The organism is Vibrio toranzoniae (assembly GCF_024347655.1).
Lineage (GTDB): Bacteria > Pseudomonadota > Gammaproteobacteria > Enterobacterales > Vibrionaceae > Vibrio > Vibrio toranzoniae.
The window spans coordinates 2,075,186-2,088,997 of record NZ_AP025514.1; the positions used below are offsets into that span (position 1 = coordinate 2,075,186).

Sequence of the window (13,812 nt, forward strand, 5' to 3'; positions counted from 1 at the left end):
GGTTATTTTTGACGTGTGCGTCATAAAATGCGTACGCTTAGCTGAATAGAATGCTGATAATTTTGTTAGTTTTACTTTGACCTGACATTGGGTCTGCATTTTAATTTAGGGAGAAAGCCATGAAGGGATCTGTGATCAAGCGTATGTACGCTGGCTTCGCACTGATCATCATCATGTTTGCCGTCACGATAACCATTATGATGAACAGCATGAATCAGATACACAGCAATTTCGAGAGTGTCTCAGAAACCTCATTACCGCTTGTTGCGCTTTCAAATCAAACGAGTGTTCAACTGCTTTCAGCTGATAAATCATTTAAAGACTTTTTAACCACCCAAAATACAGAGCGCATGTCTGCGATGCGTACAGAATTTGCTGCATCAAAAGATGCTTTTTCTGAAGTACTCGGAAGACTCTCTGTAGCAAGCGGCAATAACGCGGCGCTCGTAGACCGTATTACACAGCTAAGAGCAATGGAAGAGCGCTACTTTGCAGAAGCAGCTGAAGCCATGAACAACTACTTGGCGATGTTCGAAGCACAAGAACAAGTACAAAAAGCATCACGTGACTTCCAACGCCTACATTCAGAATTAACGGTTGGCATGAAAGAGTACGTTGCCGACCAAAAAAGCATCTCTGTAAAAGTGATGGCAAAGAGCTACTTCATTAAACTGCAAGACGCAGAAGTCATCACCTCTGATGCCCTCGCTAGCTCTGATGTTGCCTTCGTACAGAAAGCCGTAAACCAAAATAAAAAGGCCGTGACTCACCTCAACTACGCTTATCGCGGCTTATCAACACAACTACCTGCACTTAAAAATGTCTTCGATGAGTCGGTTCAAAAGTTCACCAAAGACGTTGGCCAGAAAGGTGGCGTACTAGACAAACACAACAACTACCTGCAAGCAAAACAAGCGCTGTACGTCAACATCGCTAACCTTGCGGTGGAAATTGACCAAGCGATGGCCGTGTTAGATTCATTCAACGTGACCGCAGAAGAGCAACTTAACGCTTCACTGGCAGACGCGAGCAGCATTTACGACAAAGGCTTATTTAACGCGATTGCGATTGGTATTGTTGTAACGGTATTCGCAGCAGCAATCGGTTACCACATTGCACACAGTGTAAGAGAGCCATTAACTCGTATTTTAGGGACATTGGAAGGCCTAACTGAAGGCGATATGACTCAACGTATCGACATTCGTTACGACAACGAATTCAGCCGCGTGAGCCGTCACATCAACACCTTGGCCGACAACCTACACAATATTCTTGTGAAGCTGAATGATGCTTCAGATGACTTAACGAAGACCGCAAGCGTAAACCAAAAGACGTCTTCTGAAACGCAGGTGCAACTGAACAGCCAACGCGAACAAACTGCAACCGTTGCGACAGCGATGACAGAAATGTCTCATTCTGTGCAAGAAGTGGCGAACAGTGCGCAAAGCTCATTAGGCATGGTTCAACAAGTCGAATCAGCTTCTGAATCTGGTCGTCAGATAATGAACACTAACATCAGCACCATCAATCAACTTGAAGTTCGTCTGACTGAATCTGTCAGTGCGGTGGGTGAACTGCAGCAAATGAGCAGCAAGATTGGTTCGATTCTGGATGTAATTCGTGGCATTGCCGAGCAAACTAACCTCCTCGCATTGAATGCGGCGATAGAAGCGGCACGCGCGGGTGAGCAAGGGCGTGGTTTTGCGGTAGTAGCAGATGAAGTTCGAGTTCTGGCACAGAAGACCACGCAATCAACGTCTGAAATTGAAACCATGATCAGTAACCTGCAATCAAGTTCGAAAGCGGCTAGCAACGTAATTGAAAGCTGCATGAATGATATGGACATGTCGGTCGAACAAGCTTCAAGTGCCAATAGTGCGATGGAAGAGATTCAAGCATTAATAATGGAAATCAGCCATATGAGCACACACATCTCTCAAGCAGCTGCTGAGCAGAGTGAAACCTCTGGCGATATCGCGCGCAACATCGAGGACATCAACCACATTGCAGATGCAAGTTACCAAGCGATGTCATCGATTGCTGAAGCGAGCCAAAACCTAACGATTCTGGCGAATCAACAGGGTGATTTGGTTCATCAATTCAAGCTATAGATAAACAAAGAATCGATAGATATTTACTGCGATTCTAGAGACTTGCTACCCAATAGTGGTAACTAATTGAACAAGGGTAACTTTTATCAAGGGTTGCCCTTGTTTTCCATGAGCTTTGTCATTATATGATTACTATGGCTTGCTGCTTTTCGTTTTCTTTCCCCTTTATGAGCGAGCCGCTATTAAGGAATTTATATGGCTGTTCATGTTGGTATTATCGATCAAGACCCCATTCGCTTGATCACCCCACTACTCGATAACCGAACGACCAGCACTCATATCGTGTTTATCGGTGACAAGAACCAAGCAGGCATGTATCAACGCTTGCACAACGTTTTGCAAAAACGCGACATTACGAGTGAGTTTTTCGAAATCCCGACGATAGTAAACACGTCGGCTATTAAGGAATCTATCCAAAGCTTAGCTGAAGACCTAAAGGCACGTGGCCAAGAAGTCAAGCTCAACGCTAGCTGCGGCCTACGTCACCGATTACTTTCCGTTTACGAAGTCTTTCGCACTTATCATTGGCCCATTTTTGTCGTTGAACCAAACAGCGACAAACTGTGCTGGCTCTATCCAAACGGCAAAGATGACACACAAGTCCAAGACCGTATTACTATCGATGACTACCTGACGGTATTTGGTGCTCGTGGTGAATTCAGCGACGTAAAACTGTCTCCTCAACTTGATCAGAAACTTTATGAACTGGGTGAGCGCTGGGCAAGCAATGCGCTAGAATTAGGCCCTGGCCTTGCGACATTAAACTATTTAGCAACGACCTGCCGTAAAGAACAGAAGCTTGATGTTGGACTGTCTGAGAAACAACAAGGCTACCGTGAACTGAACATGCTGTTGAACGATTTGGTTGAAGCTAAGATTGCGACTTACGATAATGGTATTTTGACCTTTGCCAATGAAGATGCGCGTCGCTTCTCAAACGGTGAATGGTTGGAAACTCTGGTTCACAGTACCGTGAAACAAATCCAAGATGACATGCCGACAATACAAGACCGTTCGTTGAATGTTCAAGTATACCGTCAACTCGGTGAACGTGAGGTTCGAAACGAGCTTGATGTTGCATCAGTGGTGAACAATAAACTACACATAATCGAATGTAAGACCAAAGGCATGCGCGATGATGGTGATGACACCTTATATAAACTGGAATCGCTAAGAGACTTATTGGGTGGCCTGCAAGCACGTGCAATGTTGGTGAGCTTCCGTCCTCTCCGTCATAATGATATCACTCGTGCTGAAGACCTTGGATTAGCATTGATTGGCCCTGAAGAATTGAAAGATCTCAAAACACACCTAAAAGCATGGTTTACAGCGGCTGGTGGTAACGAAGATTTAGAGTGCTAATCTGAAGAAAATTGAGCAACTCGATCCATTACTAAGTAAAGAAAAAGGCGAACGGCTTAATTAGTCATTCGCCTTTTTTGTGCTCGTTTACTTTTATTTATCTTAATAAAAAATGGCCGCATCTTCCGATTCGGCCATTTTCAAAATCTTTCTGATACTTTAGCTCATCTAAAGCATAAAGTAACGCTTAAAGCATTTTACGGGCAGCTTCTACAACGACTTTGATTGAGCGTGCTTCAGTCACTTTTAGAGTGTCGTGATCAGGCGTTTCTTTTTGAGTACGGTTGATGATGACACCAGCAACACAACCCGCCTTCAAACCAGAACTTGCACACATTGTTAGTAGTGTGGCTGATTCCATTTCAAAGTTTAGAACCCCCATGTCTTGCCATTCTTGCATCGAACCTTGGAAACGCTTAACAACGCGACCAGAGAATGTATCGTAACGCTCTTGACCTGGGTAGAAAGTATCACTTGAAGCGGTTACGCCCATGTGAACGTCTGCACCTGATTCTTCAACTGCCGCTTTCATCGCCGTTGCAACGTCAAAGTCAGCAACCGCTGGGAACTCCATCGGTGCGAAGTGCAAGCTAGCACCGTCTAGACGAACCGAACCCGTTGAAACAATCATATCTCCCACTTTTACGTGTGGTTGGATAGCACCCGTCGTACCAACACGTAGGAAGGTGCGAACACCAAGTTGAGCAAGCTCTTCAACTGCGATAGAAGTAGATGGGCCACCAATACCTGTTGAGCACACCACAACTGACTTGCCGTCTAGCTCTGCACGGTAAAGTGTGTATTCACGGTGGCTAGCAAGAAAGACTGGATTTTCCATCTCTTCTGCAATTTTTTGTACACGAGCAGGATCACCAGGGATGATCGCAAGAGTAGCACCGTTAAGATCTGCTTCAGTAACACCTAAGTGGAAAACAGCTTGAGACATAGTTCGCTCCTTTTGGCTTATTGGGCTTTTTACCCTTATTTAAGCTCATAGTAAATTCGTGGGGTACGCACACACTCTAACCAAGCTCACTACAAAATGAAGTGACACCCATCACACCAATGATCGCAACAAAGTTCAATGTTTCACGAAAAACCGATTGGCATCACAAAAAACAAGCAATACGTAAGTCTATGTTGCATATTAATGAGACAAGAGCGCCTGTAACGCATTATCGCGAATAACGTACTACCGCTAAAGGCGCTGCTTAAATTAAGAGTGTTCTATATAAGCGATCCGAACTTAATCCGCTTTGGATTTAAATCGAAGCAGACGTAGAGCATTCAGTGTAACTAGAGCGGTCGCGCCAGTATCAGCCAACACCGCAACCCATAAACCAGTAATCCCAAGCAAACTGGTCACCAAGAATACGGCTTTTAAGCCAAGCGCGAGTGCTACGTTTTGACGAATATTGTTCATGGTTGCTTGCGATAGCTCAATCATCGCCGGCAGTTCCGTTAAGCGGTTATGAGTCAGTGCTGAATCCGCCGTTTCCAAGGCCACATCAGTCCCCCCGCCCATCGCGATACCCACATTCGCGGTTTTCATCGCTGGCGCATCATTAATGCCATCCCCGACCATCGCAACATGCGATTGTTGAGAAAGCTCTTCAACATAAGACACCTTGTCACTTGGAAGTAAGCTCGCCTTGTATTGCATACCAATCTTGCTACTTATAGCAGCCGCACTGCGTGGGTTGTCACCCGTCAGCATGATAGATTGAATACCCAAGTCGTTAAGTCGTTCAATCGCAACCTTAGCGTCACTGCGTAACGTATCTTGCCACGCAATCAATCCAATAGGTGTCACTTGATTTGTTGATTCTTCTTGATGCTTAAGCTCTAAAGCAATAACAACCGTCTTACCCTCGCCTTCTAGAGCTTCTACCTGAGACACAACATCAGTATCAAGATCGAAACTGACTTTAGAAGGAGCCAACACTTGGTATTTAATGCCATCGACATCACCTTCGACACCACTACCAATCAGCGCCTTCTTATTATGTGATTCTGGGATGTCTATCTTCAGCTCTTTTACTTTCGCCACCAGCGACTGCGCCAATGGATGAGTAGAACCGACTTCAATAGCACCCACTACGCGTAACATTACGTCTTGCTGCCAACCCGATAGAGGCTGAATATCGGTAACCTGAGGTTTCCCCTCCGTCAATGTACCCGTCTTATCGAAGGCAATCGTTTGAATTTTGCCAAGTTGTTCTAGTGCCGCGCCGCCTTTAATTAGCGCACCACGTTTTGCCGCAGCAGCCAAACCAGAAGTAATGGCAGCCGGCGTTGAGATAACCAGGGCACAAGGGCAAGCAATCAACAACAAGGCTAAGCCACGATACACCCAGGTTTCCCAAGGTTGAGCGAACAACAGTGGAGGCGTGATGATCACCAACAAGGCAACCAACATCATTAATGGCGTGTACCAACGGCTGAACTTATCAAGGAAGCGTTCCAGTGGTGCTTTACGAGATTCCGCCTCTTCAATCAAATGAAGAATACGATCGATCGCATTCTCACCCTGCTTTGATGTGATAGTGATAAGAACGACTTTATCCACAACAACAGCGCCAGCCATGATGGTGCTGCCTTCGATATGTTCAACAGGGACAGATTCGCCAGTCAATGCACTTTCATCAAAACTCGCGGAATCTGTAATCAGTTGACCATCAGCGGGTAAACGAGATCCTGCAGAAACTTCGATAACATCACCAGGTACCAGCTCACTCACTGCAACTTCAGTCCGTTCGCCGTTGATAATTTTAGTCGCATTCTCTGGCACCAGTGCCATTAGGGCTTGCACACCACTTCTTGCTCTTGATGAAGCAAAAGCCTCCAAACGCTCACCAATCAAGAACAACAGTAATACCATGGCTGCTTCAATGGTTTCACCAAGATATAGAGCACCAAGAGCAGCTACACTCATTAAAGTTTCTATCGCGAAAGGTGTCCCAGATCGCGCTAATTGAACCGCCTTTTTCGCTACTGGATATAAGCCAAGTAAACAGGTTGCGATAAATAAGCCTTCGCTGAATTGAGGGAACGAGTTTCTCAGAAGAGCAGCGATCAGCATTGAGGCTGCAATCGCTATGATTTGTAAATTAGGTTGGATATGAGCTTGCCAAAACGTCTCTGGTTGTTGTTTTTCTTTCTTCGCACCCACTTCGGTTAGTGGGAAGCCAGTTTTGATAGAGACTTGTTCAATGGTGTCGACGAGACTTTCTTTTTCGAATTTCACAACCAACTTTTCGGTAGCAAAAAGAACCTTCGCTTGAATCACACCGTCAATGTTACTGATCGCGTTCTCTATTTTTCTTGCACAAGCTGGACAGTCCATTCCAGCCACCAGCCAACTTTTGGAGAATTTGGCATCAAGAGATAAGGTTGAGGAGTGACTGTCTTCCTCTCCACTATCCGATCCGCAACAATCATCTCCAGACGACGAAGACGCAGCATCAGAACTACAACACACAGATGAAGTACCTGCTGCGGTAATGCTTGAAATTTTAGGGCTAGAGCAACTTGCTCCTGCCGCTTGAGGTTGAACGTCCACTTTTGTTGAGCGGCACACTGCATGTTTTGCGCACATATTGTATCTCCTTAATACTCAAAAAGCCTTGAGGCAGTTGCTGACTGATAACAACTGAACCCTAAGTTCACCAAAAGTATAAACCTTAGAGGTAGCTCCAAGGTCAAGAAGAAATTTACAAACCGATGAACCTTATATTAGAACGTCGGTGTTATCATGATTTGAATTTTTTACATTCTTCCCGATTCGCCGACACATCATCGATCAGAACAGCATCATGAGAACAAAATGGCGGGGTATTCAAACTGACTACCGATACATCCTCTTCACCATGATCCACTTCAGATCCTTGCATAAGCTCAGCAATATGATGACGAAGAACCAAGATCCCCAACAATCCAAACAAAATATTACCTAATGCCTGTCCATACAACACGCCTAACGCGCCATACCATTGTGAACCCAAGTACACGAATGGCAGAGTACCTAATGTCGCTTTACCTAAGTTAAGCGCCGTTGAGTAAAGTGGCTTACCTAGGTTATTAAAAGAAGTATTCGCTACAAATAACGCGCCATTAAAGGTAAAAGTAAAGGCAACATAAGTACAGAAAGCAGCAACAATAATGGCCGCATCTCCCTGAAGGCTAAAGCCTTGAATCACGTAGCCCTGAGCTAAATACAACACAATACAAACAGCAATGGTGTAAATCGTTGCCACTAACAAAGAGTTATTCAATGTTTCTTTAACTCGGTCCATTCTTTCAGCCCCGAAGTTCTGGCCAATGATTGGTCCCACGGCACCGGATAATGCAAAAATAGCGGCAAAACAAACAGGCGTTAAACGACCAATGACCGCAAAACCAGCAACGAAATCCTCACCATATTGTGCGATACCAGTCGTCACGATCGCATTACCGATCGGCGTTGCTGTATTAGCAATAATGGCTGGAATTGCTATTGTCAAAATAGGGCGAATATTAATACGCCACTGCCCTAAAGAAGGTAGAGCAACCAATTGATGACTACGAATAAGAGGATAAAGCGAAAAGAAAAGAACCGAAAAACGTGCAATGACAGAAGCAATTGCTGCCCCTTCTATGTTCCAGCCAAAACCAAAGATAAATAGAGGGTCTAAGATCGCGTTCACGATCCCGCCTGACAAAGTCGCCCACATCGAACGCTTTGCATCACCTGCCGCTCTTAAACCAGCACCTGCCGCCATCGCCAGTGCTAGAAATGGCCCACTTGGCAATAAAATCTGTAGGTAAGCTTGAGCCCGTTCTGCCGCAACGCCTTTGGCGCCAATGGCAGTCAGCAACTCTGGGATATAAACGAACATAACCGTAGCCACCGTGGAACTAATGACAAACGCAGTCAACATAATACTAGCACTAAGGTTTCGAGCTTGGTCTCTGCCTTTGGAGCCTATCGCTTTCGATACCAGGGCCCCCATGGCAATTGAAGTACCAATCGAAACTGAAGTGGCGAAAAAAGTGAGTGTCCCAGCAAAACCAACTGCCGCAGCCAATTCAACCTGTCCTAACATACTGATGAACAACATATCGAGTAAATCGACAACAAATAACGCCATCAAACCAACAGAGCCGGCTCCCGACATCATCAATATATGGCGCATCGTTGAACCTTCCACAAACTTTGCAGTTTGATTTGACATGAAACCTCCAAAAGCTGAAATACCACAAGCTAACGATCGACAAAGTAAAGCTCTAAAAAGAACAGCTTTACCAATAAAAAAGGCGCCAAAGCGCCTTTTTTAACCTAGAATATTGGAAAATATAATCTTTCGTATTACGCGACTATACCTGATGTTTGAAGCATTCATTTAAATTCTTGCCTATTGCTCTTAAAACATCCGATCTTGTTATCATGCCCACCAGTTTTTTATTATCAATCACTGGGTAAGCTTTAGGCTTGCCAACCTGCATCATGTCTGCCAATTCAATAATGGACAATTCAGGCGATACCGATAACACCTCTTGGTACATGCAATCGCGCACAATGTGTGTGTCTTGGCAGAAGTAGCTAACCTTGACCAGTTTGTCTAATAAATCTTGTTCCGAGAGGAAACCGATAACTTGCTCGTTATCGTCAATTACAGGTCCGCCCATATGAGGACTTCGCATCACTTTATCTAACGCTAGACTTAAAGGCATATCAGGAGTGAATGTCACAACCTGCTTCGTCATGTAATCTTTCACTTTTATTGAATGCATTATGTTCTCCCTAAATACTTTTCGTCATGTCTTTTCCGTCTTGTTAAGTTAATTGTTGTCTAAAATCTTGATTTTACTAAATGGATTTCAACAATTTTATTGATAGGTAAAACCTACTAAGACAAAAATGCGAGGTCGCAAAAGGCTTGAGCGTGTTTTAACATCACAAAAAAGAAACATTAGAGCACAAGAAATCACCCTCAGTCTGTTCATTAAATAGCGGATTCATACACATATTGTCTCGAACAAAGCTAACCAGCATTGTTATTAATGTATCGATATCGTATTTTGTAGCGAGTTTTTAAGCGGGTAAACTATTTGACAATGGTGGAGGCTTAAATCGATACACTTCGTTCACTGGAGCGCTGGTTTTGTGAACTTTGCTCTTACTACTTTCATTTCTCAAATACGGTCTACTATGCCTTTATCAACCTCTTCTCAGACTCCTCTATCTAAGTATTTATCAAGGCTAAAAGCCTACTTCAATGAATTATTAGACTTCCAATCGCGTATTTGGGTTGTGCATATCTTTGAAGGCTCCATTACCGACCAATCGTTTGTGATTAACGAAGATGGCTTTAAAGAGCCATTAGAGTGGATGAAAAAGCGTGACTATCAAGGAAAAATGCTTGATCGTGTAGATAAGATGAAAGTCTCGCAAGTGATTGAGATTCACTTTGAAGACAAGATGCATCGACTGATGCGAGTTAAATAACCTTTGTAACTTAATCATTTACCGAAATACCTGTGCTAGAAAATGAGTCACAAAAAACAGGCACAAAAAAGGCCAGCAACGACGACTGACCTTCTCTCATTTTATGTCGTTAGTTTGCCGCTAACTTTCACAATAAACTTCCCAAAGATGCAATGCTTTTGCATAGGCTTCAGCTTTGTCATGTGTTTCTGCAAATAAAATCGCCGTCATACTGTCAACCACACTATTCGCCATTAGCTCCATCTCATCTTCCGGAGTACCCAAGACACATTCGGAAGGCAGAGGCAGTTCTGCGTTCATGGTCCCTTCCCAATAGAAAGACTCCACCTTTTCAGGTGAGCTCATCCAAACCGTTTGGCTAACCTTGGGGTTATATTCCGACTCGCCATTCATGCCTTTGAATGAAATTACCGAGTGGGATTTATTGCCAATGACATGCTCAACTTCAGCGTGCAACTGAGGAAAACCAGGGTGGAAACTGCCACGTAACCCTAAACGGCCACCACCTGGGTTTAATGCTCTAACTACAGTGTTGATTGGCGTCCTCAACCCATAGCGGTGTTTCCAACCAATCATCGTTTGAGCTTCTGGAGCAAAATTCACTAGAGGTAGATATGCAATGCCATCAACTTCTAGGATCTGTTTCGCGTCTTGTGGATCGGCCGCTCTACGGACACCAACGAGATCTAAATAAGTCTCAACGTGTGTACGACCGCTTGGCTTATCCATATAACCATGCATCAAGACTTTATAGCCATTGTCTGCCAATATCTTCGCCGCAAGTAAGTTCCACGGTTTACCACTAGCGGTATCGTTCCGCTTACCGGCGTAGCAAGGCCAATCGATATCAGCGCCCAAGTCAGGCACTCGTGATTGGAATGCTTTTACAAAGCCAGCTATCTCTTCGTTGGTTTCATTTTGTACACGAATTAACATCAATAGCATCGCCATTTGGTCGTCACCGACCTTTCCGCTTAAATACTCATCCATGATGCGATAGGCTTGTTCGAACGATAAAGGCTTACGCCCTCTTTCCCCTCGTCCAACAGTACGAATACACTCTAAAATACTACTCATTGACTGTTAATTCTCTTCCGTAGATATCAATAAAATTTATTACGTTTTCGATTCTATGTCACTCATAGCGCATTGCAAAGCGATTCGAGCCTATAGTAATAACTGCAAGTGAGTTTATTAATGATCGATAAGTAAGCGGCCTGAAGTAAAACGAGGCAAGCAATACAACCCGCAACATCGGAGTCGTTTTAAATGGCGGTAAAACATTGGGCTAAAAGAAATATAAACCTAGCGTGGAATCCACCACTGGCATCTGCCGTGATTTTTCATATACTGCACCCTATTGAAACATTCACTACTCTGTAAAACACAAATATTGGGCACCTTTATGATCATTCTGAGCACCAACGTTGGCGATATCGAAATTGAACTCAACCTTGAGAAAGCACCTGTCAGCTCTAAAAACTTCCTTAAATACTGCCAAGATGGTTTCTACGAAGGCACCACATTTCACCGTGTTATTGAAGGTTTCATGATTCAAGGAGGTGGACACACTATCGACATGACAGAAAAACCAACTCGTGCACCCATCGTCAACGAAGCAAACCGTGGCTTGAAGAATGTAATTGGCTCTGTGGCGATGGCTCGTACAGACTCACCACATTCTGCGACAGCACAATTCTTTATCAACCTTGATAACAATGACTTTTTAGACCACACCTCTACCACAAATGCAGGCTGGGGCTATGCTGTATTTGGTAAAGTATCTGCGGGCATGGATGTGGTCAACAAAATCGCTGCCGCACCAACTACCATACGTTGGGGACATGAAGATGTGCCTTGCGAAGATATCGTGATCACTAAAGTCAGCATCAACGAATAGTTATCACGGAAACATAAAGACGAAGCGAGACTAACACTAATATAGAACTGAGCCTGTCACAGCCCTAATTCGCGCAGGCTTTTATTTTCGTCTCGACCATTTGATATAACAAAACAGTGAAGCAATAATCACCGTACCACCAAGCAGCTTCTGCGTTTCAACACTTTCTCCTAGCACCCCAACGCTCAGTAACAGTGTCCATACTGGTTCTAGAATCATGATCAGCGCCGCCACTTCCATGTTCACAGAGTGCTGGCCTACCGTTTGTAATAGGTAGCGAATAGACGTCGCAACAACCGCAGACACAATGAACCAGAACACTAACGTTTTAGTGATTTCAAATTCCGGCTGGGTCGTCATAGACGCAAACGCCAAACCACTGACTCCGACTACGAAAAGCTGAATACAGATCGAGGCAATTGGCTTGATGTTAGTAATCACACGCTTGTTCATCACAAAATGAATCGAGAGCAGCATCGACGCCAATAAGAAATAGATCTGACTCTGTTCGACATTCCAGCCGTTGCCTAAGGTCAGTAATAACATGCCGATGATCGCAATTGGGAAAGACAACCAAAACGCACGATTAGGCTTAACTCGAAACAGAATCCAAGAAACAAACGGCGCAATGATCATGGCTAAGCTCATGATAAAGGCCCCTTCAGACAAGCTTTCGGTTACCGAAACCGCAAATACCCATACCTGCAATGAGGCAGACAGCAACAACCCCACCCCGCAAAGAGACAAGATCTGCTTAATCGAGAGCTGGCGAATATGATGAATACAGAATGGCAATAAAATAAGGCTTGCAACAAAAAATCGCACACCGATGAACACTGGCCCCGGCATTTCCAATACCACCAACTTAGATGCGATCCACCCTACCCCAGCTAGCAGGGTGGCAAATAGGAGGTAAAGTTCTCCACGCATCGATTTCACGTTCATCATTTTCAATCGTCCGATAACAAAAAAACAACCTTACTCTGCAAGGTTGCTTTTATAAAAAATTCAACAGGATCAAGATACTATCCATTACTCAATATACCAAGTCCTTTGGGCTATATCTCTATTGAAGTTACAAAAAAGGCAACGGAATCAGTTCTATCCCGAGTACGCCACTGATGCTCATCACCACCAGCAGAGAGACCTTGAAAACGGTCTTTGACCACTGAATATAGTTGAGGCAATCGACTTTGCGGAATGTCACTTTGGTCCACATAAAGCACACTGCAGCTGACACCGCTAGGTATTCGTAACCCGCTTCTCCGAGCAAAAATAGCCCCAGTGCAACCGCGCCAAACGCGACTACATACGCTTTCATATGCTGATGTGCTTTGTCGACGCCCTCTTTGACCGGTAACACAGGAATGCCGGCATCACGGTAATCTTGAATGCGGAACATCGCAATCGCATAAGAGTGTGGCATCTGCCATAAACAGAACATGATGAACAGTAGAACAGCTTCTAAGCTCAGGTAGTTCGTCACGCCAAGGTAGCCAACTAATGGTGGAACCGCGCCAGAAATACTGCCCACTAAGGTGCCGTAAACCGAATTACGCTTGTACCACATGGTGTAGAAAAAGACGTAGAACACATAGCCAAGCAACACCACCACCGCAGACATTGGATTAACGAATTGAAACAGCAGCGCCGTGCCTGCCAACAACATGACTAACGCATAAATAAATGCCACGTCCGTGTTGATGTTGCCCTGAACCAATTCGCGGTTCTGGGTACGTTTCATTTTCTGGTCGATATCTCGGTCAAAGATGTTGTTCACCACGCAACCTGATGCAATCACAAGCCCTACACCCGCTAAAGTCGTCAGTAACAACATCGCACTGGCTGGTTCTGTTTTTGCGGCGAGGAAGAACCCCGCCGCAACAGAAATCAGGTTGCCGAAAATGATGCCCGGTTTGGTAATAGACAAATATTTTTTCAGCATACCTTGG

Annotated in this window: 11 protein-coding genes; 4 read left to right on the top strand and 7 right to left on the bottom strand. The window is 44.5% G+C overall.

What is annotated here, in order from left to right; translation table 11 throughout:
• The first annotated feature begins 119 nt into the window (after positions 1–119).
• Entirely contained in the window at positions 120–2,111 is a 1,992-nt protein-coding gene (locus tag OCU50_RS09195) for a methyl-accepting chemotaxis protein (RefSeq protein WP_060468068.1), read from the top strand.
• A gap of 195 nt (positions 2,112–2,306) precedes the next feature.
• A complete protein-coding gene (locus OCU50_RS09200) occupies positions 2,307–3,473 on the top strand; it encodes a DUF1887 family protein (protein ID WP_060468069.1) in 1,167 nt (388 codons plus the stop codon).
• A 187-nt stretch (positions 3,474–3,660) separates the two neighbouring features.
• Here OCU50_RS09200 and udp read toward each other — a convergent pair whose 3' ends face one another.
• From udp to OCU50_RS09220, 4 genes are all read right to left on the bottom strand, one after another.
• A complete protein-coding gene (gene udp / locus OCU50_RS09205; RefSeq protein WP_017057015.1) occupies positions 3,661–4,419 on the bottom strand; it encodes a uridine phosphorylase in 759 nt (252 codons plus the stop codon).
• A gap of 300 nt (positions 4,420–4,719) precedes the next feature.
• On the bottom strand, positions 4,720–7,071 hold the full coding sequence (locus OCU50_RS09210) for a zinc/cadmium/mercury/lead-transporting ATPase (protein ID WP_060468070.1): 2,352 nt from the start codon (positions 7,069–7,071) through the stop codon (positions 4,720–4,722).
• 154 nt (positions 7,072–7,225) lie between these two features.
• Positions 7,226–8,686: an MATE family efflux transporter gene (locus tag OCU50_RS09215; RefSeq protein ID WP_060468071.1), complete on the bottom strand. Its 1,461-nt coding sequence runs from the start codon at positions 8,684–8,686 to the stop codon at positions 7,226–7,228.
• A 142-nt stretch (positions 8,687–8,828) separates the two neighbouring features.
• Positions 8,829–9,245 carry a CBS domain-containing protein gene (locus OCU50_RS09220; protein WP_060468072.1) on the bottom strand — a complete coding sequence of 139 codons (417 nt, stop codon included), beginning with the start codon at positions 9,243–9,245 and terminating at the stop codon, positions 8,829–8,831.
• 418 nt (positions 9,246–9,663) lie between these two features.
• On the opposite strand from OCU50_RS09220, the gene OCU50_RS09225 reads away from it, so the two are divergent.
• Positions 9,664–9,960 carry a hypothetical protein gene (locus OCU50_RS09225; RefSeq protein WP_060468073.1) on the top strand — a complete coding sequence of 99 codons (297 nt, stop codon included), beginning with the start codon at positions 9,664–9,666 and terminating at the stop codon, positions 9,958–9,960.
• Between the two features lie 120 nt (positions 9,961–10,080).
• Here OCU50_RS09225 and OCU50_RS09230 read toward each other — a convergent pair whose 3' ends face one another.
• The gene (locus tag OCU50_RS09230; RefSeq protein WP_060468074.1) at positions 10,081–11,037 is read right to left on the bottom strand and encodes a glycosyl transferase family protein; all 957 of its coding nucleotides are present in this window, start codon (positions 11,035–11,037) and stop codon (positions 10,081–10,083) included.
• 328 nt (positions 11,038–11,365) lie between these two features.
• Here OCU50_RS09230 and OCU50_RS09235 point away from each other — a divergent pair, with 328 nt between their 5' ends.
• The gene (locus OCU50_RS09235) at positions 11,366–11,860 is read left to right on the top strand and encodes a peptidylprolyl isomerase (RefSeq protein WP_060468075.1); all 495 of its coding nucleotides are present in this window, start codon (positions 11,366–11,368) and stop codon (positions 11,858–11,860) included.
• Between the two features lie 81 nt (positions 11,861–11,941).
• On the opposite strand, the gene OCU50_RS09240 is transcribed toward OCU50_RS09235, so the two are convergent.
• Both OCU50_RS09240 and cyoE read right to left on the bottom strand, forming a co-directional pair.
• Positions 11,942–12,808: a DMT family transporter gene (locus OCU50_RS09240; protein WP_060468076.1), complete on the bottom strand. Its 867-nt coding sequence runs from the start codon at positions 12,806–12,808 to the stop codon at positions 11,942–11,944.
• 127 nt (positions 12,809–12,935) lie between these two features.
• Positions 12,936–13,805, bottom strand: coding sequence for a heme o synthase (gene cyoE / locus OCU50_RS09245; RefSeq protein ID WP_201023949.1), 870 nt, complete (start codon positions 13,803–13,805; stop codon positions 12,936–12,938).
• Positions 13,806–13,812 lie beyond the last annotated feature (7 nt).